General features: G+C 37.9%; 20 protein-coding genes and 4 pseudogenes. All 24 read left to right on the top strand.

Annotated features, from left to right (window positions below; genetic code table 11):
- Window positions 1-14: 14 nt before the first annotated feature.
- The 24 genes and pseudogenes from spoIIIAE (at window position 15) to JCM19034_RS06420 (ending at window position 21,943) form a co-directional block, all read left to right on the top strand.
- Complete coding sequence (spoIIIAE, locus tag JCM19034_RS06310) at window positions 15-1,193, top strand: stage III sporulation protein AE (RefSeq protein ID WP_062048190.1); 1,179 nt, start codon at window positions 15-17, stop codon at window positions 1,191-1,193.
- A gap of 12 nt (window positions 1,194-1,205) precedes the next feature.
- Window positions 1,206-1,862, top strand: a complete 657-nt coding sequence (gene spoIIIAF / locus JCM19034_RS06315; RefSeq protein ID WP_062048192.1) for a stage III sporulation protein AF — start codon at window positions 1,206-1,208, stop codon at window positions 1,860-1,862.
- Window positions 1,859-1,987 carry a hypothetical protein gene (locus tag JCM19034_RS23980; protein ID WP_269431668.1) on the top strand — a complete coding sequence of 43 codons (129 nt, stop codon included), beginning with the start codon at window positions 1,859-1,861 and terminating at the stop codon, window positions 1,985-1,987. The genes spoIIIAF and JCM19034_RS23980 overlap by 4 nt, the downstream gene beginning before the upstream one ends.
- On the top strand, window positions 1,984-2,529 hold the full coding sequence (gene spoIIIAG / locus JCM19034_RS06320; RefSeq protein WP_231686837.1) for a stage III sporulation protein AG: 546 nt from the start codon (window positions 1,984-1,986) through the stop codon (window positions 2,527-2,529). Before JCM19034_RS23980 ends, spoIIIAG begins: the two co-directional genes overlap by 4 nt.
- 26 nt (window positions 2,530-2,555) lie before the next feature.
- Window positions 2,556-3,176, top strand: a pseudogene (locus JCM19034_RS06325) (SpoIIIAH-like family protein); the annotation flags it as partial.
- Between the two features lie 197 nt (window positions 3,177-3,373).
- Window positions 3,374-3,741: pseudogene (locus JCM19034_RS06330) on the top strand (hypothetical protein).
- Window positions 3,742-3,883: 142 nt separating this feature from the next.
- Window positions 3,884-4,393 carry an acetyl-CoA carboxylase biotin carboxyl carrier protein gene (gene accB, locus JCM19034_RS06335; RefSeq protein ID WP_062048196.1) on the top strand — a complete coding sequence of 170 codons (510 nt, stop codon included), beginning with the start codon at window positions 3,884-3,886 and terminating at the stop codon, window positions 4,391-4,393.
- A gap of 17 nt (window positions 4,394-4,410) precedes the next feature.
- A complete protein-coding gene (gene accC / locus JCM19034_RS06340; protein ID WP_062048199.1) occupies window positions 4,411-5,778 on the top strand; it encodes an acetyl-CoA carboxylase biotin carboxylase subunit in 1,368 nt (455 codons plus the stop codon).
- Window positions 5,779-5,800: 22 nt separating this feature from the next.
- Entirely contained in the window at window positions 5,801-6,199 is a 399-nt protein-coding gene (locus JCM19034_RS06345) for an Asp23/Gls24 family envelope stress response protein (RefSeq protein WP_062048201.1), read from the top strand.
- Between the two features lie 489 nt (window positions 6,200-6,688).
- The gene (nusB, locus tag JCM19034_RS06350) at window positions 6,689-7,090 is read left to right on the top strand and encodes a transcription antitermination factor NusB (RefSeq protein ID WP_062048203.1); all 402 of its coding nucleotides are present in this window, start codon (window positions 6,689-6,691) and stop codon (window positions 7,088-7,090) included.
- Window positions 7,090-7,935 carry a bifunctional methylenetetrahydrofolate dehydrogenase/methenyltetrahydrofolate cyclohydrolase FolD gene (gene folD / locus JCM19034_RS06355; RefSeq protein ID WP_062048205.1) on the top strand — a complete coding sequence of 282 codons (846 nt, stop codon included), beginning with the start codon at window positions 7,090-7,092 and terminating at the stop codon, window positions 7,933-7,935. The genes nusB and folD overlap by 1 nt, the downstream gene beginning before the upstream one ends.
- 8 nt (window positions 7,936-7,943) lie before the next feature.
- A complete protein-coding gene (gene xseA / locus JCM19034_RS06360; RefSeq protein ID WP_062048209.1) occupies window positions 7,944-9,299 on the top strand; it encodes an exodeoxyribonuclease VII large subunit in 1,356 nt (451 codons plus the stop codon).
- Between the two features lie 4 nt (window positions 9,300-9,303).
- Window positions 9,304-9,543: an exodeoxyribonuclease VII small subunit gene (locus JCM19034_RS06365; protein WP_062048211.1), complete on the top strand. Its 240-nt coding sequence runs from the start codon at window positions 9,304-9,306 to the stop codon at window positions 9,541-9,543.
- The gene (locus JCM19034_RS06370) at window positions 9,537-10,424 is read left to right on the top strand and encodes a polyprenyl synthetase family protein (RefSeq protein WP_062048215.1); all 888 of its coding nucleotides are present in this window, start codon (window positions 9,537-9,539) and stop codon (window positions 10,422-10,424) included. The genes JCM19034_RS06365 and JCM19034_RS06370 overlap by 7 nt, the downstream gene beginning before the upstream one ends.
- A gap of 683 nt (window positions 10,425-11,107) precedes the next feature.
- A complete protein-coding gene (locus JCM19034_RS06375; protein WP_062048218.1) occupies window positions 11,108-11,716 on the top strand; it encodes a hypothetical protein in 609 nt (202 codons plus the stop codon).
- 10 nt (window positions 11,717-11,726) lie between these two features.
- Window positions 11,727-13,613, top strand: a complete 1,887-nt coding sequence (dxs, locus tag JCM19034_RS06380; protein WP_062048220.1) for a 1-deoxy-D-xylulose-5-phosphate synthase — start codon at window positions 11,727-11,729, stop codon at window positions 13,611-13,613.
- Window position 13,614: 1 nt separating this feature from the next.
- Entirely contained in the window at window positions 13,615-14,442 is an 828-nt protein-coding gene (locus JCM19034_RS06385) for a TlyA family RNA methyltransferase (protein ID WP_156323904.1), read from the top strand.
- 122 nt (window positions 14,443-14,564) lie between these two features.
- Complete coding sequence (gene ahrC / locus JCM19034_RS06390; RefSeq protein ID WP_062048778.1) at window positions 14,565-15,014, top strand: transcriptional regulator AhrC/ArgR; 450 nt, start codon at window positions 14,565-14,567, stop codon at window positions 15,012-15,014.
- Between the two features lie 13 nt (window positions 15,015-15,027).
- A complete protein-coding gene (recN, locus tag JCM19034_RS06395) occupies window positions 15,028-16,746 on the top strand; it encodes a DNA repair protein RecN (RefSeq protein ID WP_062048227.1) in 1,719 nt (572 codons plus the stop codon).
- A 134-nt stretch (window positions 16,747-16,880) separates the two neighbouring features.
- Window positions 16,881-18,119 carry a SpoIVB peptidase gene (gene spoIVB / locus JCM19034_RS06400; protein ID WP_062048229.1) on the top strand — a complete coding sequence of 413 codons (1,239 nt, stop codon included), beginning with the start codon at window positions 16,881-16,883 and terminating at the stop codon, window positions 18,117-18,119.
- 266 nt (window positions 18,120-18,385) lie between these two features.
- Window positions 18,386-19,200 (top strand): annotated as a pseudogene (gene spo0A / locus JCM19034_RS06405) (sporulation transcription factor Spo0A).
- Between the two features lie 179 nt (window positions 19,201-19,379).
- On the top strand, window positions 19,380-20,498 hold the full coding sequence (gene steA, locus JCM19034_RS06410) for a putative cytokinetic ring protein SteA (RefSeq protein WP_062048231.1): 1,119 nt from the start codon (window positions 19,380-19,382) through the stop codon (window positions 20,496-20,498).
- A gap of 1 nt (window position 20,499) precedes the next feature.
- Window positions 20,500-21,164, top strand: a pseudogene (locus JCM19034_RS06415) (glycosyltransferase family 2 protein).
- A complete protein-coding gene (locus tag JCM19034_RS06420) occupies window positions 21,161-21,943 on the top strand; it encodes a hypothetical protein (protein WP_062048236.1) in 783 nt (260 codons plus the stop codon). Before JCM19034_RS06415 ends, JCM19034_RS06420 begins: the two are co-directional and overlap by 4 nt.
- The last annotated feature ends 8 nt before the right edge of the window (window positions 21,944-21,951 follow it).

The raw sequence follows: 21,951 nt of genomic DNA on the forward strand, positions 1-21,951 counted from the left end.
TGAGGTGCTCTTTATTGAAGCGAATATTGTTCATTATACTAGTTGCTCTTTTTTATTTAGTAGTACATCCAATCGTTACGTTCGCTGAAGAAGAAGGAATACAGGAAGAAGGGTTTATTGAACAGCAAGTTGACAATTTACAATTAGATGAGATAGGGGAATACTGGGAAGAATTATCACGCGATTACGGCGGATTTCTCCCAGAAAGCCAAAAAGGATCACTCATGGAGTTTATAAGAGGGGACAAGCAATTTTCAATAAAAGAATGGGGAATTGGCTTCATTAAATATTTTCTCCATGAACTACTTGTAAATGGGAAATTGCTAGGATCGCTCATTCTTTTGACCGTTTTTTGTATGATTCTTCAATCACTGCAAAATGCATTTGAACAACAAACAGTCAGTAAGGTTGCTTATGCCATGACGTATATGGTGTTAATGATTATTGCCTTAAATAGTTTTCGTGTGGCCATAACGTATGCAACAGAAGCGGTTAATTCGATGATTCATTTTATGATTGCCTTACTTCCACTTATGCTGGCGATGATGGCGGCGATTGGAAATATTACAACAGCTGCTCTTTTTCACCCGTTAATCATTTTCCTTGTGAATATAAGCGGTTTGTTAATTCAAAAAATCGTTTTACCGTTATTGTTTCTATCAGCGGTTTTAAGCATAGTTAGTACCCTTACAAACCATTACAAAGTGTCGAAGCTCGCAACCTTTCTAAGGAATGTAGCTGTTGGGGCTTTAGGAATATTCTTAACCGTATTTCTTGGTGTTATTTCCGTACAAGGTGCAGCAACAGCGGTTACAGACGGTGTTACAGTTAGAACTGCGAAGTTTTTAGCTGGAAACCTCGTACCAGTTGTAGGAAGAATGTTCACTGATGCAGCAGATACGGTCATGAGTGCTTCACTATTGCTAAAAAATACGGTCGGGTTAGCGGGACTTGCGATTTTGTTAATGTTATGTGCTTTTCCAGCACTAAAAGTCCTTTCACTTGCGATTATTTTTAATTTATCAGCGGCTATTTTACAACCGCTCGGAGGTGGACCAATTATTGAATGCTTATCGATCATTGGTAAAGCGGTAATATTTGTATTTGCGGCTTTAGCTGTTGTTTGTTTGATGTTCTTTTTAGCTATTACAATCATGATCGCAGCTGGTAATGTGTCATTAATGGTTAGGTGAGGAGGTAAACATGTGGGAAGCTTAACAGGATGGTTGACGACGATAATTTTAATTATTTTGTTAGCAACAATTTTAGAGATGATCCTTCCAAATTCACATATGCAACGATATGTGAAGATGGTCGTTGGACTGTTATTATTAGTTGCTATGTTGCAGCCGTTGTTGTCGATTTTTACCGAGGATGTGGATGAATGGCTAGTTTCATTATCGATTCAAACGGATGAAACAGAAAAAATCGTGCATGAAGCAATAAATTTGCAAAAAAAAGAGATAGAGTTGGGACAACGTGCATATATTTCTGAACAGATGGCTGTCCAATTAGAGAATCAAGTAAAAGAAGGATTAAAAGAAGGATATGATTTGGAATTGGCAAGTGTTGAGGTTGAACTAGTATGGAAAGAAGGTCTTGAAACGATGCACGATGCGATGGAGGCTTTAGAGAGTATTCATACGTTTGTTTCAAAGGAATTAGAAGAACAGCAAGAGACAGAGGTAGAGATCGTTCAACCTGTTCATATTCAAGTCACACAGACAAATCATAAAGAAGACGTAGAAGAAAAAGAGGAAGAGGATCCATTGGAAGAAGTTCAACAATTCCTTGCTCATAATTGGGATGTGCCAGAAGAAAAGATTATTGTTGCTTGGGAAGGGGGGAAACAAGCAAAGTGAAACAAAATGAAGAAAAGGATCAAAAATGGCTCCAGTCTTTAATGAAAAAACCTGATAACGGAAAAAAACGTCGGCTCCCTCTCCATTATTTGGTCTTGCTTGGTTGTTTAGGTGTTGCCTTATGATTACAGGAAACCTTCTAACCCATCAAGATAATAACGATCAAACTTTGCCTGTTTATAACGAAGAAAAAGATGAATCGGCTCAGGTTGAGGAAGCGTTTAAAAGGGACAGTTCTCCAGAGCCAAACTCAATGGAAGATTATGAAATGCGCTATGAAAATCAACTCAAAGAGTTATTGGAGCAAATGATTGGGTTATCAGATGTTTCCGTCATGGTGAATTTAGCTGAAACGGAACGAGCGATTTATGAAAGAGATAGTGTGACGAAAGAACAGCTAACAGATGAAACAGATCGCGAAGGTGGTCAGCGATCTGTAGACGATCGTACGAAAGAGGAGCAAGTTGTCATTATTCGAGAAGGTGATAAGGAAGTTCCAATCCTTACTCATAAAGAAAAACCAGAAGTAAAAGGGGTGCTCGTTGTTGCTCATGGAGTAGATAATGCCAATACAAAAAGTCAAGTTGTTGAAGCAGTAAGCCGAGTATTAGATGTACCAACACATCGTATTTCTGTAATGCCAAAGAAAACTAAGGAGGGTTCTTAAATGGTCTTAAAAAACAAACAGTTTGGTTATTAACGATGCTTAGTCTTATTATTGTCCTATCAGTCTATTATGTTATTCCGTCAGATCCATCGCAAAACGATTTTGCTTATTCCGATGAGGATCTAGACACGGCCCCAGAAAGTGAAGCAAATGAAACTGATGGTGAAAATATAGAAGAAAGCGAAATTGAAAATAATGATGCTAATGCTGTTTTAGGTAATATCGCGGATGAACTTGATTTAAATTTTGAAGAAGGAGAATATGGGGAAATATCAACGATTTCATCCAATGAAACGTTTACGACGATCCGCATGGAAATGCAAGCAAACCGTGACCGCCTAAAAGAAGAATATACGAAAATTCGGGCATCTGAAGAAGCAACTGCTGAAGAAAAGGCAGAAGCTCATCAGTTAGAGGCAGATTTGCACCAACTTCAAAATGATGAAGTTGTTTTGGAGCAATTGATTATTGCCAAAGGGTTTGATGATGCACTAGTGTTAGCAGATCAGGAGCAAGTTCGAGTGCTCGTTCAAGCAGAAGAGCTCACGAGAGAACAGGCAAATGAACTATTACAATTAACTATTTCACAGCTAAGCCTTAACTTAGATGAAACAAGTGTTGCTGTTGGACATACAGGTGGCCAATAATAAGGTGTTATGATTTAGAAAGGCTCTATCTGTTTTTCAGATAGAGTTTTTTCTACCATATGAAATAAAGACTTTTGTAACAACATACCACCATACTTAGAAGAAAAACAGATAGCGTTTTTTTTCAAGTAAAGATGACTGTACGATCGTTCTTTGATATAATACGCAAAGATCATAAAATGAGGAGCGATTATGAAATGGAATGGAATGATTTAACTGAAGGAGCGAAAGCAGTACTTGAGCAAACGCGTAATATGAAAAATGACCATATTCAAATTGTAGAGTTTGAAGTTGGCTTTGAGCAACAAATTGAAGATGAGGAAGAAGGTACATATAAAGTATCGATCAAGAGGAAGATTATCAAAGCTTAAAGCGATATACGCAAGAAAACGAGTATGGCGATAAATATCATATGGCCCGCAATAAAAATATTGTTAAAATCATCTTATTAGAAGACGGAAAGATCCCTGAAAATTTATCTGAGTTTCCAGTATTCCGTCAATATAAGAAAGATTATACTCCTCGTACAGCTGATATCGAGGTAAGCGAGGAAGAGTCATCTTAAAAAAGCATAAGCAGGATTATACGTCTGTTTTGTCGAATGTAAGTAAAATCAATTTTTAGATGAAATTAATTATTGATAAGACGTAGCAAAACTGCTAATAAGCTGTTTTTACGTTTTTCAAATAAAGGAGTGCAAATGTGAAATGTTAACAGTAAATGAATTAAAGGATTTAATTAAAGCATTAGATGAATCAAATGTGGATGAGTTGAAATTTGAGCAAGAAGGTTCAAAGCTTGTATTAAGAAAACAAAAAGAGGTTCAAGTAGTTGGACAAGCACCAGTAGCTATTCAGCAAACGGCTGCTCCAACACCGGTAGTTCCACATGCTTCACCTACACAAGCAGCTCAAGCTCCTCAAACTTCAAAAAGTGAAGGTGAAAAAGTGCAAGTAACACAAGCAACAAACGACAATTTACATACTATTACATCACCGATGGTTGGAACGTTTTATTCTGCTCCGTCACCTGATTCTGACCCATATGTGTTAAAAGGTGATCAAGTACAAGCTAATTCTGTAGTATGTATTGTTGAGGCAATGAAATTAATGAATGAAATTGAGGCTGAGGTAAGCGGCAAAATTGTTGAAATTTTAGCTGAGAATGGGGAGCTTGTTGAATACGGTCAACCATTATTTGTAGTGGAGCCTGCATAAAATAGGAGAGAGAGCACATGATTAAAAAAGTATTAATTGCTAATAGAGGGGAAATTGCGGTACGAATTATTCGTGCATGCCGCGAAATGAATATTGAAACGGTAGCGGTTTATTCGGAAGCGGATAAAGATTCGTTACATGTCCATTTAGCAGATGAAGCGTATTGCATTGGTCCTACTGCTTCAAATCAGAGCTATTTAAATGTCACAAATATTATGAGTTTGGCAACTTTAACTGAAGTAGATGCCATCCATCCAGGGTACGGTTTTTTAGCAGAAAATGCTGATTTCGCTGAAATCTGTGCTGCATGTAATATTACATTTATCGGCCCGAGCCCAAGTGCAATTAGTCAAATGGGAACAAAGGATGTTGCCCGAAAAACAATGGAAAAAGCGGGTGTACCGATTGTTCCTGGTTCAAAAGGAATCGTGGAAACTGTAGAAGATGGGCTAGAGGTGGCTAATGAAATCGGATTCCCTGTTATTATAAAAGCAACAGCTGGGGGCGGCGGAAAAGGGATACGTGTTGCCCGGACACCAGAGGAGTTAAAAAAGGGAATGAACATTACCCAACAAGAAGCTGCAACAGCTTTTGGAAACCCAGGCGTTTATATAGAAAAATATATTGAAGATTTTCGCCATGTTGAAATTCAAGTATTAGCGGATTTACATGGAAATACAATTCACTTAGGTGAACGTGATTGTAGTATTCAACGCCGATTACAAAAGCTTCTAGAAGAAACACCTTCTCCGGCTATTTCCGAACAGAAAAGACAGGAGATGGGTGAAGCGGCTGTGAATGCTGCTAAGGCAGTTCAGTACGCGGGTGCTGGTACAGTTGAATTTATTTATGATCATAATAATGGTGATTTCTATTTTATGGAAATGAATACCCGTATCCAAGTAGAACATCCTGTTACAGAAATGGTTACAGGAATTGATTTAATAAAAGAGCAAATTCGCGTAGCTAGTGGCGAAGAACTTTCCTATAAGCAGGAAGATATTACGTTTTCAGGCTGGTCAATTGAATGCCGTATAAACGCTGAAAACCCAGCTAAGAATTTCATGCCAGCACCAGGTCGGATCCAGCAATATTTGGCACCGGGTGGTTTAGGTGTTCGTGTGGATTCCGCTGCTTATCCAAATTATATGATAACACCATATTATGATTCGATGATTGCAAAAGTCATTACCCATGGTGCAACTCGAGAAGAAGCAATCGCCAAAATGATTCGTGCTTTAGAAGAATTTGAAGTAGAAGGACCAGGAGTTGAGACGACCATTCCATTCCATTTACGATTATTGCGTCATGAAACATTTGTTTCAGGCCACTTTAATACAAAATTCTTAGAAGAACATGACGTTATGTCGGTTTCACTCGATTAAATACTAAGTAGGAGGGAAGACTATGAACGAAAACAATGGTTTAGAGTTGGAAGAGCAAAAATCAGAGCTTGGGAAAGTAGAAATTTCTCCAGAAGTTATTGAAGTGATTGCGGGGATTGCTGCCTCAGAAGTTGATGGTGTGGCGACAATGCGCGGGAATTTTGCTACAGATGTTGCCGAGAAGCTTGGACGAAAGAACCACGGAAAAGGGGTTAAAGTCGAGCTTGAGGAAGATGGTATTATTATTGATGTATCAGTAGTGATAACTTACGGGGTAAGCGTTCCTAATGTAGCTAACTTGATTCAATCGAACATTAAGCAAGCATTACAAACGATGACTGCAATTGACGTTCAAGCAATAAATGTTCACGTTGTTGGCGTTCAATTTGAGACCATTGAACAAAATCCAGAGGAAGTGTAATCATAGAGTTGGAGACAGCCTTGGGGGAACCTTAGGCTGTCTTCTTTTATCAGTTGGTCACTCTGTGAGTACATTTTAGTTCCTTAATGCCGGGAGTTTTCCTTCCAAATGACTTAGGGGAATAAAATAAAAAAAGTACAGAATATTAAAGGAGGAGAAATGAAAAGCCTGAAATGAAGTTAATATATTTTACTATTCAATATTTGGTAGGTGTGTTAGTGAAAAATAATCAACGATCCAACTAATGTCTTACTATAAGCAAATTAGTGATTATAAACATTACCTTGAGAATTACTGGTCTCCTAAAATGCATCGGACCAATAAACAAATTAGTCAAGATACTTTTAGTAAGGGAATACTTTTTTACGATTAACTGAAATAATGCTTTTATAAATGTTAATGCACGTAAAAGGCGTTGTTCTTTGAAAAGAAAACATGGTATGCTATCAACATAACAAATGCAAGTTAACGGTAAAAGGAGTCAAACGAATGAATCGAAGAGTAGCGAGGTTACGAGCTGCGCAGGCTTTGTACCAAATGGATCTAGCAAAAAGTGATAAGGAACAGGCAATCGAAAGTGTCTTAGATGAGGGAGAAGAAGCTAGTGAGTTTTTCTTAGAGCTAGTTAATGGGACGAGTAATTATTTACCTGAAATTGATGAAATCATCACACACAGTTTACAAGGCTGGACAATTAGTCGAATGGGACTTGTTGATCGTGCAATTGTGAGAATGATGGTATTTGAAATGAAATACATAGATGATATTCCTGTCAATGTCACATTAAATGAGGCGATTGAGCTTGCAAAAGCGTTTGGCGGTGAAGAATCAGGGAAATTTGTGAATGGTGTGCTATCTAAAGCACTTGAAACAATTAAGGGGGAAGAGTAATGAGTGCACAATTATTAAATGGAAAAGAGCTGGCTTCAAAAAAAAGAGAGCAGATGAAAGAAAAGGTTCAAAAATTAATTTCTCAGGACATTACGCCTGGACTTGCTGTTATATTAATTGGGGAAAATCCGGCTTCACAAACCTACGTTCGAGCAAAGCAAAAGGCTTGTGCTGATGTTGGTATTTATTCGAAATTAATTGAACGTTCGGATCGTATTTCTGAAGAAGAACTGTTAAATGAAATTGATCTATTGAATCAAGACCCAGCGATTGATGGTATATTAGTACAATTACCTTTACCGTCTCACATTTCTGAACAAGCAGTTATTGAGCGAATTGCACCTGAAAAAGATGTTGATGGTTTTCATCCGATTAATATTGGAAAAATGATGACGGGTGAAGATACTTTCTTACCGTGTACACCTTATGGCGTTGTCGAAATGCTTAAAGAAGCTGAGCTTCCGTTAGAAGGAAAACATGTTGTTGTCGTTGGCCGTAGTAATATTGTCGGAAAGCCAGTAGGTCAATTGCTGTTAAATGAAAATGCAACGGTTACTTATTGCCATTCACGTACAAGGGATATGAGAGCTTTAACAACTCAGGCAGATATCTTAATTGTTGCAGTAGGGCGTCCAAAATTTATTAAAGCAGATGACGTGAAAGAAGGATCCGTAGTTGTTGATGTCGGGATTAACCGTGTTGATGGGAAGCTTTGTGGAGATGTAGACTTTGATGAAGTGAAGGAGAAAGCATCTTATATTACACCAGTACCTGGCGGTGTTGGACCGATGACGATTACGATGCTTTTAGAAAATACGATACAATCCGCACAACAACGGAAATAGGTGATCAGATGTCCGCTAAATCGATATTTACGATTACGGAGTTAACTCGATATATTAAAAATCAATTTGAGTATGACCCTATTTTACAAAACGTTTGGATAAGAGGAGAGCTTTCAAATGTCAAGCGCCATAGTCGGGGACATATTTATTTTACTGTGAAGGATGAAAACTCACGTGTTCAAGCGGTCATGTTTGCTGGTCATAACCGTTATTTAACGTTTGATCCTGAAAGCGGAATGAAAGTTTTAATCCGTGGAGAAATGAATGTCTATGAGCCTTATGGTCAATATCAGCTTTATGCAAAAGAAATGCAGCCTGATGGAATCGGGAACTTATTTCTTGCATATGAAAAGCTGAAGCAAACGCTTGAAAAAGAAGGGTTGTTTGCAGAGGAAAGAAAGAAGCCTATACCACGTTTTCCTGAGCGAATTGCTGTCATTACGTCACCAACAGGAGCTGCAATACGTGATATTGTGACAACGATAAAGCGTCGGTACCCAGTTGCCCAAATAACGCTACTCCCTGCACTCGTCCAAGGAGAACAAGCACCAGCGTCTATTCAGAAGGCGATTCAGCGTGTTGAAATTGCAGCCTGCTTCGATGTATTAATTATTGGGCGTGGTGGTGGATCTATAGAAGAGCTTTGGGCTTTTAATGATGAAAGTGTAGCAAGAACAATTGCTGCTGCTCGTGTTCCTATCATTTCAGCTGTCGGCCATGAGACAGATTTTACGATTAGTGACTTTGTAGCAGATTTACGTGCACCAACTCCGACAGGTGCAGCCGAATTAGCTGTACCTGATATTCTAGAGTTAAAACGGCAATTAAACGATTTGACATTACGGCTTAACAGAAGAGTTAATGAAGTGATTTCCCGGGAAAAAGAGCGTCATCGGAGAGCTTCAAGGTCGTATGCGTTCCGTTATCCTGAGCAATTACTCAAACAAAAGGAGCAACAGTTGGATGTGACATTAGATCGTTTAAAACGAGCAATGGAAAATCGCCTCGTTCAGCCAGTACATATACTACAAAGGCTTGATCAGCAATTAGTATCTGTACACCCACAACATCAATGGAAACAAGTAAAGGAACAACAACAAAGGCTAAAAGATCGATTAAAAGTCTCGATGCTAGAACAGCTTAAACGTAAGCAGATTCCTTTTGAACAGAAAATGAATGAATTAAAGCTTTTAAGTCCCCTACGATTAATGGAACGTGGTTATAATCTGACTTATGATGAGAATAATAAGTTAGTTAAATCTGTGAAAAATGTAAAGAGGGGTTCACAAATAACGGTCAGATTAAAAGATGGGTTTGTTCACAGCAATGTCGAAAAGGTAAGTTCGTTTATGGAGGAGGAATAAAGCTATGATAGAACAGAAGGAAAAATCATTTGAAGAAGCGATGTCAGAACTAGAAAAAGTGGTTGATAAGCTCGAACAAGGTGATGTACCTCTTGAGGAAGCGATCTCGATGTTCCAGGAAGGAATGCTATTGTCGAAGCTATGCCATGAAAAACTTGAAAAGGTCGAGAAACAAATGGATCAAATTTTGCACGAGGATGGCGAAGTAGAAATCTTGAGCTTCCAGGAGGAAGAATCATCGTGAAGGAGCTTACTACCTTTTTAAAGTGCAGTAAACAACTTATAGAAAAACGACTTCCCGAGCATATAAATGCGATACAGGCACCTGAACAATTAAAAGAAGCAATGCTATATTCTTTAAATGCAGGAGGGAAGAGAATTCGTCCTGCATTTGTATTTGCAACTTTACAAAGCTTTGGCGTTTCAATGGAGAAAGGTCTTGATGTAGCTTGTGCATTGGAGATGATTCATACATATTCGCTTGTACATGATGATTTGCCTGCAATGGACGATGATGATTTGCGAAGAGGGAAACCTACAAATCATAAAGTGTTTGGTGAAGCATTGGCAATATTAGCTGGAGATGCATTGCTAACGTATAGCTTTGAGGTTATTGCTAATTTAGATGCAGCTGTTTCCACTACTCAGAAAGTAGAGCTAATTCGTGAAATTTCACAAGCTGCCGGCCCAGCAGGTATGGTTGGCGGTCAGGTAGCTGATATGGCAGGTGAGGATCAGCAACTTACATTAGATGAACTCATCTTTATCCATCAACATAAAACAGGTGATTTATTAACAGCATCTGTTATGTCTGGAGCCATTTTATCTGGAGCAAATGTAGATGAAATGAAGCAATTGCGGAACTTCTCCAGGGAGCTTGGGCTGATCTTCCAAATTAAAGATGATATTCTAGATGTTGAAGGTGATACGGTATTAATTGGAAAGCCTGTTGGGAGTGATCAAAACAACAATAAAAGTACATATCCCAATTTACTAGGATTAGATGCAGCAAAACAAAAACTTTCTGAGCATATCAAGTTAGCAAAGGAATATATATACGATATCGAGATAGATTCTAAGCTGTTAGTGGATTTAACTGAATATGTAGCAAATCGTGACCACTAAGTCCACCTATTACCATTGAGATTTTCATAGACAGCGTGATATAATGGTCTAACACGAGAGTGGTGCAGTATTCTAGTCAGTCCTCCAATTTTGAAGGCGGGCCTAAAAATCCGCCAAAGGGCACATCGATGAAGCTCCTTGTTTTGGCTTGAGGCGCCAGCCTTGGGTTTAAGCTGGGAGAAAAGGTAAAAGGGCGATCCACAAAGGCATGTGGGCGTTGACCCTTTTACTGTGGAGGCCTAAATATCCGTTCAATATTATATTGAGTAAGGAATTTGGGTATGAACCTGTAAGGCAAGTAGGGACTTGTCTGCAGCGTAGCCTGCCTTGAGTGGAGAACGAGGGGATTATAGAACAAGAAATATTTTGATTGTCGGCCAACAATCAAATATTTTACCTATATGAAATCGTCTCTGCAAAAGAGGATAAAAGATTGGCACGGGATTGCTGAGGAAAACTCCTAGACTGTTCGAACGACATTTAAAGAGGATTGCAGTGTAGACTAAGTGGTAATCCAGTCTGGCGACTGGCGACAGCGCCAATCTCAGTTTAAAGGGAAACCACCAGTGCGGCGACGCATTGGAACTGAGATGGGAAATCCTACTGGACCTAAGCTACAGAGTTTACTCTTTAAATGACCACTCTCTTACATAAAATCCCTTAAAAAGGTGACGACTAAATAAATGAAACATATTCAAAAATCGATACATTGGAGTATTTGGATTGCCGTTATCACATTGGTGCTAGCGGCTATTTTTTCAGTTATTTCAACGTTCATATTAAGCGGTGTAACGTGGGCTATTGGAACTATTATTGTGTTTATGATTGTTGTTATAGGTGTCTTCTTTGATACAATAGGTGTAGCAGCTACGGCTGCAGATGAAAAACCATTTCATGCAATGGCATCTGAACGATTAAAAGGTGCGAAACAGGCTGTTCAAATAACACGGAATGCCGATCGTTTCGCTAATTTTTGTAACGATGTCATTGGAGATATTTCCGGTATTATTAGTGGTACCGCATCTGCCTATGTAGTTCTTCAGATAGCTATGCGTATAGGATACGGAGATACATCTGTACAATACTTAGCGATTTCTGTATTATTTACTAGTGTGGTGGCAGCACTTACAGTTGGTGGAAAGGCGATCGGAAAAACACTTGCTATACATTATTCGACGCCGATTATTTTCCAGGTTGGTAGATTATTATATCTTTTAGAGGTAAGATTAAAGATTAAAGTATTCTCTACTAATAATGGGAAAAAGAAAAAAGATAAATTGACGCGAAAGTGAGGGTTCCTTTATGAATCTAGAGGAATTTACAGACCCAAGCGAATTAAAGCATTATTCTAATGAACAGCTTAAGCAACTAGCGAATGAAATTAGACAATTTTTAATTGAAAAACTATCCGTAACAGGTGGTCATTTAGGACCCAATTTAGGTGTAGTTGAATTAACACTTGTATTGCATCAGTTATTTGAAAGTCCAAAAGATAAATTTATTTGGGATGTTGGGCATCAAGCGTATGTTCATAAAATTTTGACGGGAAGGGCAGGTCAATTTGACCAACTTCGTCAATATAAAGGTTTGTGTGGTTTTCCAAAGCGTAATGAGAGTGAGCATGATGTTTGGGAAACAGGTCATAGTTCTACATCGCTATCTGCAGCTATGGGAATGGCGACTGCTCGTGACTTAAAGGGTAGTGATGAATCCGTTGTTGCTATTATTGGAGATGGTGCCCTAACGGGTGGTATGGCTCTAGAAGCATTAAATCATATTGGTCACGAGCAAACAGACATCATTGTTGTCCTCAATGATAATGAAATGTCGATTGCTCCTAATGTTGGTGCTCTTCATAATGTTCTTGGGCGTCTTCGTACGGCAGGGAAGTATAAAAAGGCGAAAGAGGAGCTAGAGCAATTAATTAAAAAAATACCGGCGTTTGGTGGTAAAATAGCTGCAACAGCAGAGCGTGTGAAGGATAGTTTAAAATATTTATTAGTATCAGGAATATTCTTTGAAGAATTAGGCTTTACGTATTTAGGTCCTGTTGATGGACATGATTTAGACGATTTGGCTGAAAATATGAAATACGCGAAAAAAACAAAGGGGCCAGTGCTGGTTCATGTACTTACGAAAAAAGGAAAAGGCTACAAGCCGGCTGAATTAGATGCAAAAGGGACTTGGCATGGGTTAGGTCCGTATAAAATGGAATCTGGTGAAGTTGTTAAAAAGCCAGGTCCACCTAGCTATAGTGGCGTTTTCGCTGAAACGTTGAAAAAGATTGCACGAGATGATAAGCGAATTGTCGCCTTGACAGCTGCAATGCCTGGTGGGACGAAATTGGATGTTTTTGCGAAGGAATTTCCAGATCGGATGTTTGATGTTGGAATTGCTGAGCAGCACGCAACAACGATGGCGGGCGGTTTAGCTACACAAGGGATGAAACCAGTCTTTGCTGTCTATTCAACGTTCCTGCAACGTGGGTATGATCAAGTTGTACATGATATTTGCCGACAAAATTTAAACGTTATGTTTGCAATTGATCGTGCTGGTTTAGTAGGAGCAGATGGTGAAACGCATCAAGGCGTGTTTGATATAGCATTTTTACGTCATTTGCCGAATATGAGAATTTTAATGCCGAAAGATGAGAATGAACTTCAGCATATGATTTATACAGCAATACAATACGACGATGGACCGATTGCTGTTCGTTATCCGCGTGGAAATGGTTATGGCGTGAAAATGGACAAGCAACTTAAAAACGTGCCGATAGGTAAGTGGGAAGTTCTAAACGAAGGTTCAGATGCTTGTATTTTGACATTTGGTACGATGATTCCTGTTGCGGAGGAAGCGATCAAAACGTTAGAAAAGCAAGGTGTATATGTTAAGTTAGTAAACGCTAACTCCGTTAAACCGCTTGATGAAGCATTGTTACATGAAATAGCAAAGCAAAATATTCCTGTACTTACGATTGAAGAAGCAGCATTACAAGGTGGTTTTGGTAGTGCGGTGCTTGAGTTTTTCCAAGAAAATCAATATATGGTAACGATGAAGCGTATGGGAATTCCTGATGAATTTATTGAGCATGGTAGTGTAAAGGAACTACTTGAAGAAGTAGGATTAACTTCAGCTAATGTAGTCGATCAGCTGGATACTTTATTGCCAAAGCGTAGACAAAGGGCGTAATATAATGGCTAAGAAAGAAAGAGTTGATGTATTACTAGTTGAACGTGGTTTAGTTGAAACGAGAGAAAAGGCGAAGCGAGCAATTATGGCTGGCCTCGTTTTTTCTGGTACTGAACGACTCGATAAACCAGGTTTAAAAGTTGAGCAAACAACACCATTACTAGTAAAAGGAAATGTTATTCCATACGTTAGCCGTGGTGGGTTGAAATTAGAGAAGGCTCTTCACGTTTTTTCAATCACACTTCAAGATAAGCTCGTCATTGATATTGGTGCATCTACTGGCGGCTTTACCGATTGTGCTTTGCAAAATGGTGCTAAAAAGGTTTATGCGATTGATGTCGGTTATAATCAACTCGCTTGGAAACTGAGACAGGATGAGCGTGTGATCGTAATGGAGAGAACAAACTTCCGTTATGTTAATCGAACTGATTTACAAGAGGGGTTACCAAACTTTGCTTGTATGGACGTTTCATTTATTTCACTTCGCTTAATCCTTCCTGTATTAAAGCAATTGTTGCAACCTTCGAGCGATGTTATTGCGTTAATTAAGCCACAGTTTGAAGCAGGCCGTGAGCAGGTTGGGAAGAAAGGAATTGTACGAGATCCTAACGTACACCGAACTGTTATTGAACAAATGACGACGTTTGCTGTAGAAGTGGGGTATTCAGTATTAGGACTGGACTATTCGCCGATCAAAGGTGGAGAAGGGAATATTGAGTTTTTACTACATTTACAAGTGCAAGAGGAAGCGAGTAAAGCGAAGATTAGTCAAGCTGTATCGATTGAGACGGTTGTAGAACGGGCTCATAATCAGTTAAAATCGGTTTAGAAGAGGTGCTATGGCACTTCTTTTTTTAATAAGAAGTGTTTCTAGATTTTCTTATTGTATTCTGTCTAATTTATGTAGATAATGAAAGTAGTGAGATATGAAGAGAAAATAGGTGAATGGTTATGAATAAAGGACAACGTCATATTAAAATTCGCGAAATTATTACGAATAATGAAGTGGAGACTCAAGATGAATTAGTCGAACAATTAAGACTAGCTGGCTATAATGTGACACAGGCAACGGTATCCAGAGATATTAAGGAGCTCCACCTTGTAAAAGTTCCGATGATGGATGGGCGTTATAAATATAGCTTGCCGGCTGACCAACGTTTTAATCCTTTACAGAAATTAAAGCGTTCCCTTATGGATAGCTTTGTTAGTATTGATCGGTCTGAGAACTTAATAGTCATGAAAACACTGCCAGGTAATGCAAATGCGATTGGGGCGTTAATTGACAACTTAGATTGGCCTGAAATTATGGGGACGATTTGTGGAGATGACACGATATTAATTATATGTAAAACGAAAGATAAAGGTTTGTCATTAACTGAACGCTTTTTAGAAATGCTTTAGGAGTGATGTAGGCGTGTTAGTCGAACTGTCGATTAAACATTTTGCCATTATTGATCAAGTAACGGTAACCTTTGATAAAGGGCTAACGGTTCTTACTGGAGAAACGGGAGCAGGGAAATCAATGATTATCGATGCGATTGGTTTATTATTAGGTGGGCGAGGTTCATCCGATTATGTTCGATATGGTGAACAACGTGCAGAAATTGAAGGCCTTTTCCAGGTTGATGAAGGTCATAGAACGTTAGAAAAAGCAAAAGAGCTAGGAATTGACGTATCTGACCAAATGTTTATTCTACGCCGGGATATTACAGCTCAAGGGAAAAGTATTTGCAGGATTAATGGGAAGTTAGTAACGATTGCCATTTTACGAGAGGTTGGACAAGCACTTGTTGATATTCACGGCCAGCATGAGCATCAAAGCTTATTACAGCCAGAATATCACATTCAAATGTTAGATGAATTCGCTAAGGAACCTTTGGCGAGGACGAAGCAGGAATATAAGGAGTTATACCAAAAAGTCCTTCAGCTTCAGAAAAAAATCAAACAATTTAGTACAAATGAACAAGAAATGGCTCAAAAAGTTGATTTGTATCAATTTCAGCTAAATGAAATTGAAGAAGCGAAGCTCGAGCCATTAGAGGATGAGCGGCTCCTAGAAGAACGATATAAATTGCAGCATAGTGAAAAGTTATTTACATTGTTGCAAGATAGTTACCAAAGCTTATACGGAGAAAATAGAGGGTTAGATTTTCTATCAAATGCTTCAGCTCATTTGGAGGAAGCAGCAACGATTGACAGTGAGCTTGCTGATTTACATGAATCAGTCAGTAACAGCTTTTATTTATTAGAGGAAGCGGCATTCACAATTAGGAATAAGATGGAACTTATAGAATTTGATCCTGCGAGATTAGAAATTGTAGAAAGTCGTTTACATGAAATCACACAGCTTAAGCGGAAATACGGGTCAACAGTTGAAGAAATAATGGAATATGCCGCCAAAATCGAAGAAGAACTTGACTCAATTGTACATAAAGATGATCGTTTAACAGAAATACAAGCTGAATTAGATGCAACTTGGAAAGATTTATATGTCGAAGCTCAAACATTAACAAAATTAAGAAAAAAATCAGCTCAAACATTAAAAGAAGAGATTCATGCTCAGCTAAGGTCACTTTATATGGAAAAAACGCAATTTGATGTTTCGTTTAAACCACACCCAATTACAAAAACCTCACCAACTATTGATGGTCAAACAATAACATTTACTGAGGATGGCATAAATGAGATTGAGTTTTATCTATCAACAAATCCAGGCGAACCATTAAAGCCTTTAGCAAAAGTTGCATCTGGTGGAGAAATTTCTCGGATTATGCTTGCAATTAAATCAATATTTTCCGATCAGGAAGGGATAACATCGGTTATCTTCGATGAAGTTGATACAGGAGTAAGTGGTCGGGTTGCTCAAGCCATTGCAGAAAAAATACACCGAATATCAAGTGGTTCCCAAGTGCTTTGTATTACTCATTTACCACAAGTAGCTGCAATGGCAGATACTCATTTGTATATTTCAAAGGAAGAAGTTGACAATCGTGTAAAAACATATGTCAATACGCTAACTAAAGAAGAGAAAGTTAATGAAATAGCACGAATGATTTCAGGTGTAGAAGTAACTGAATTGACGAAACAACACGCAAATGAACTTATTCAGTTAGCGGAAACGTTAAAAGTGTAAAGATTACAAAAGCTAACCAATTAAGGTTAGCTTTTTTCTGTTTCAGAAGTTATAAATGTGGAGTCGCAAGGCAACATTAGTATTACAGCCATCTTTGGAGGTGTGTGGGCAAAGGAGCTAGGAGAGTGAAGTGGATGAGAGGCGATGTAATTAGAAAGGGAATCGGAGTTGTTTTGCTTATTTTTGTTTTAAGTATAGGACTTTCAGAAAACGTCCAAAAATGGGGTCAAGTCCCTACTAGTATGACCGTTTTTGAAGGGGATGTTACGCCCATTACTGAGGCAGTTAGTGAATTAAATGCTGTTCCTGTTTCAACTGAGTCCGTTGAAGAGACAGGCCAAGTAAAGCTAGAGGTTGGAAATTTCCCTATAAAAAATATCGATGTATCAGTAATACCAAAATTAGAAGTCATACCAGGTGGTCAATCAATTGGCGTTAAATTAAATACAGAAGGTGTTCTCGTTGTAGGTCATCATCTAGTTGAAACGGATGATGAAAGTATATCACCTGGTGAAGAGGCTGGAATTCAAGTTGGAGATATGATTACTCATATTGATGGGGAAGAAATCCAACATATGAGCCAAGTTGGGGAATATGTTCAGTCAGCTGGTGATGAAGAGCGTACATTAGATATTCGTTTAAAGCGTGATCAAAAAATATATGAGAAAACATTAACTCCTGTAAAAGCGAAAGGAGAGCATTCGTATCGGATGGGCTTATACATTCGCGATTCGGCAGCAGGTGTCGGCACGATGACTTTTTACGATCCAGATACAATGAAATATGGTGCACTAGGACATGTCATTTCTGATGTGGATACGAAAAAACCAATAGTCGTTCATGATGGTCAAATTGTACGTTCATCAGTAACGTCAATTGAAAAAGGAAGTAATGGTGACCCAGGCGAAAAATTAGCAAGTTTAACAAAACAGCGTGAAAAGTTAGGTTCAATTGAAAAAAATAGTTCTTTTGGCATTTTTGGCACGTTAGATAAAGTCAATTTGAAGAATAAATTATATGATGAAAAAATGCCTGTATCATTATCAACGCATGTTAAAGAAGGACCTGCCAAAATATTAACCGTTGTAGAGGGAGAAGAGGTTCAAGAGTTTGACATTGAAATAATCAGTTCCGTTCCACAACAACAACCAGCTACAAAAGGGATGGTAATTAAAGTAACGGATCCGAAACTTCTTGAGGCTACAGGAGGGATTGTACAAGGGATGAGTGGAAGCCCAATTATTCAAGATGGGAAACTAGTTGGAGCTGTCACTCATGTTTTTGTAAATGATCCGACATCTGGGTATGGTTGTCATATTGAATGGATGCTTGAAGAAGCAGGTGTACTTCAACAAGAAGCTAAAGCGAGTTAATCGTTTTAGCTTCTTGTTTTTTAATATTTTTCTATTTGTTTTAATCATGGTGTGATATGATGATAATATAAAGATTATTCGACAAATACGATAAAAAGATAGATGTCAAATGACGAATGATATCGAAAACGTGAGGAATCTGAAGAAAAACACAGTATTTATAAAAAAATCAAAATAAAAATAAAAAAATTAGAGGAAATGTAGCGTTGATGTCGAACTTATAGTGTAGAGTATGAATTATTACTGTAAACCAGAGGAGGATTTTTGTGCAAAAGGTGAAAGTTTGTATTGCAGACGATAATCGAGAATTAGTTCATTTGTTAAATGAGTATATTTCAGCTCAGAGTGATATGGAAGTGATTGGAACAGCCTTTAATGGTCAAGAATGTGTTAGTTTAGTGGAAGATAAGGAGCCTGATGTTTTAATTTTAGATATTATTATGCCACATTTAGATGGTCTCGCTGTTTTAAAGCGATTAAATACATTAAAGCTAAAAAATAAACCAAATATTATTATGTTAACCGCGTTTGGACAAGAGGACGTAACAAAAAAAGCTGTTGAATTAGGTGCGTCATATTACGTTTTAAAACCATTTGATATGGATGTGTTAATTACAAATATTCGTGATATTGGTGGTCAAAATCAATCGTTTGTCCAACCTACTACATCTTCCAATTCGTCATCATTTATTTCATCAAAATCTGATGGTTTACAATCAATGGTGGCTTGAATTTAGATGCGAGCATTACGAATATTATTCATGAAATCGGTGTACCAGCTCATATTAAAGGGTATATGTATTTAAGAGAAGCGATTACAATGGTTTACAATGATATTGAATTGCTTGGTTCGATTACGAAAGTATTATATCCAGATATCGCTAAAAAGTTTAATACAACTTCAAGTCGAGTTGAACGAGCTATTCGTCATGCGATTGAAGTTGCTTGGAGTAGAGGGAACATTGATTCCATATCGTCATTATTTGGGTATACGGTGAGTCATTCAAAAGCAAAGCCGACTAATTCTGAATTTATTGCAATGGTTGCAGATAAATTAAGAATTGAGAATAAAGTATCCTAATTTGTTTCATGAAGTAAGGCAGCAAAAAAGGTTAAATCCTTTTTTGCTGCCTTATTCTTTTTTTATAAAAAGAAAAATAGAGATAGCTTAAACAAATCCAAAATTAGCTTTCAAGTTAACTCATAAGAATGGCTGTATTCGTTCATATTATAGACAAACGATTAAAGAGGGTAATGAGTATGAACGAACCAATTTATGGAGTAGTATATGAACATCAACAAACTAAGAAATTACTCCAATATGTACCGAAAAAAAGTATCGTTTTTCTTTGGCATTGTGATTTAGATGGAGTGGCTGTAAATGGGTTACTCGAAGCAGAAGTAAAAGCAATTATTAATATGTACCCGACGTATAGTGGTACATTCCAACATCGCCATGTTGAAACCTTATTAGAAGCAGGTGTAGCGGTGTTTGATGTGAAGGATATGTATCGAAAAAGAGTAAAACTATATCATGGTCAAGAAATGATGATTGACCGAAACGAACTCTACCTCATTGAAGGCTTAAAATCATATAAAGTAGCTACATTAGAAGCATATGATGAAACATTATTACGCAAGAAAGATGTTGATGCACGTCAACACTATTCTTCGTGCTATGAGCAATTCGTTCTAAATACAATTGACTTTGCTAAAAGAGAGCGTCACTGGTTTCAATCAAAGCCAGAGCTGCCTAAAAGTTTAGACCAATTAAGAGGCGAGCAAGTGTTTATTGTCGCTCGCAATACTGACTATGAAAAAGATATTGAAGCACTTCGTCCGATTCTTAAGAAAAAAGAAATCATCGTTATTGCTGTTGATGGGGCAGCGGACGGGCTTTTAAAACATCAAATCAAGCCTAACTTTATTACTGGAGATATGGATTCCATTAGCAAGAACGCCCTATTTTGCGGAGCTACGATCATTTGTCATCAACATCCATCTGGCAGGTCACCAGGGAAAGAACGTGTTGACGAATTAGGTTTAGATGCAGAGAGTATCCGTTTTGTTGGTACAAGCGAAGACGTCGCCATTATGGCATCCTATTGGTCTGAAGCGAGTCGAATTTTCCTCATTGGTTGTCGTATAGGTATGGAGGAGTTTCTTGAAAAAGGACGTCATGGCATGGGAGCAACCTGGTTAGCACGTGTACAAGCTGGAGAGAAAATAACAGATCTAAAAGGAATACATCATGTTGCTTCAAACTCCCTTTTGAATGTTGGCCTATCTGAAAAAGCGGAACGTTCTAAAATACTTGATTATGTTCGTTCATTTTTTCAAGAACGCTTTTATGCATGGAAGAAAAAAGAGGTGCTATAGCATGTCAGTATCGATTGTTATTCCAGCATATAATGAAGAGAAGTATATCGTAGAAACGTTACAATGTTTAAAAAAACAAGAGCAAAAGAATATAGAGGTCATCGTTGTTGATGATGGAAGCGTTGATCAAACAGCAGAGCTTTCAAAAGAGTTTGCTGATCAAATTATACGTCTTCCTAGTAACCAAGGGAAAGGCTCTGCCTCCAAGCGGGCTGGGCAAAAGCGGAAGGACAATATATCGTTTGTTTAGATGCTGATTTACAATCAAGTGCGTTAGAATATGTGGAATTGTTGAAACCTGTTCAAGCAAATCATGCAGATGTTTGTTTATCAATCATACAACCGAGGGGAAAAGCGGGATTTGGTGTTGTTAAAAGAAGGGTACAAACATTAATTCATCAAAAAACAGGGGTGCGACTGCAAGCTCCGCTATCTGGGCAGCGTGCCTTTCATCGAAAATGGTTACCGATTTTATTAAAGAGGTGCTATCAAGGATTTGCTGTCGAAGCACAAATGACGGTTGATTTACTCGAAGCAGGAGCGACCATTTATGAAATCCAAACAACGATGACCCATAGAGAAATGGGAAAAACGTTAAAGGGCTATACTCACCGACTGAAACAATGGTGGCAAATTGAAAAACAGTTAAGGAGCGCAAAAGTATGAGCTGGTTCATTTTTTATATTTTAGTTGCTCTAATCAGTTATTTTTCATTTATGAAGGCTCGTTTTGTTGTTAAAAATTATGAAGGAGAAACGATACCTTATAGCATCGGTAGTTTTCTCGTCATTTCAATACTATTTAGTGTTTTATTTTATTCTGATGTAAGTGAGCATCTTTTTCAAAGCATATTTTATTTAATCATGATCTGGATTTTTGGACTATTAGATGACATTTATGGACAAGCTTACCCAAAAGGATTAAAAGGCCATATTCGCTATATGAGTCAAAAGCGTCGAATGACGACGGGGATTGTAAAAGCGGTTGGGACAACTCTTGTATCGATCCAGCTTATTTTAACATGGGGTCTTACATCATATGAAGCATTGGTTGCCTTTTGGCTTCTTGTAAGCTTTCCACATGTGATGAATTTATTTGATACAAGACCATTGAGAGTATGGAAGATAGCATTTGCTTTCACTTCTCTGTTTTTGATTTTTGCTACACCCGATCGCATGACTTTGGGGCTTATTGGAGTTGTGTTTGGTATATGGTTTATATTTGAAGGAACAAAATGGGCATTGCTCGGTGATAATGGAGCGACTTTTATTGGAGCATTATTAGCTGTACTATTTATTCAAGTAAGTCCATTCGTTGTGCAAATAAGTATGAGTATCGTAACTGCTTATTGCATTTGGTATGCCGAACGAGGATCTTTTTCTAAGGTAATTGAAAGTGTAAACATATTGAAAGCTATAGATCAGCTTGGTATAAGAAAAACGTGAATAATTTC

The sequence above is a fragment of the Bacillus sp. JCM 19034 genome (genome assembly GCF_001310635.1).
Lineage (GTDB): Bacteria > Bacillota > Bacilli > Bacillales > Bacillaceae_D > Halalkalibacter.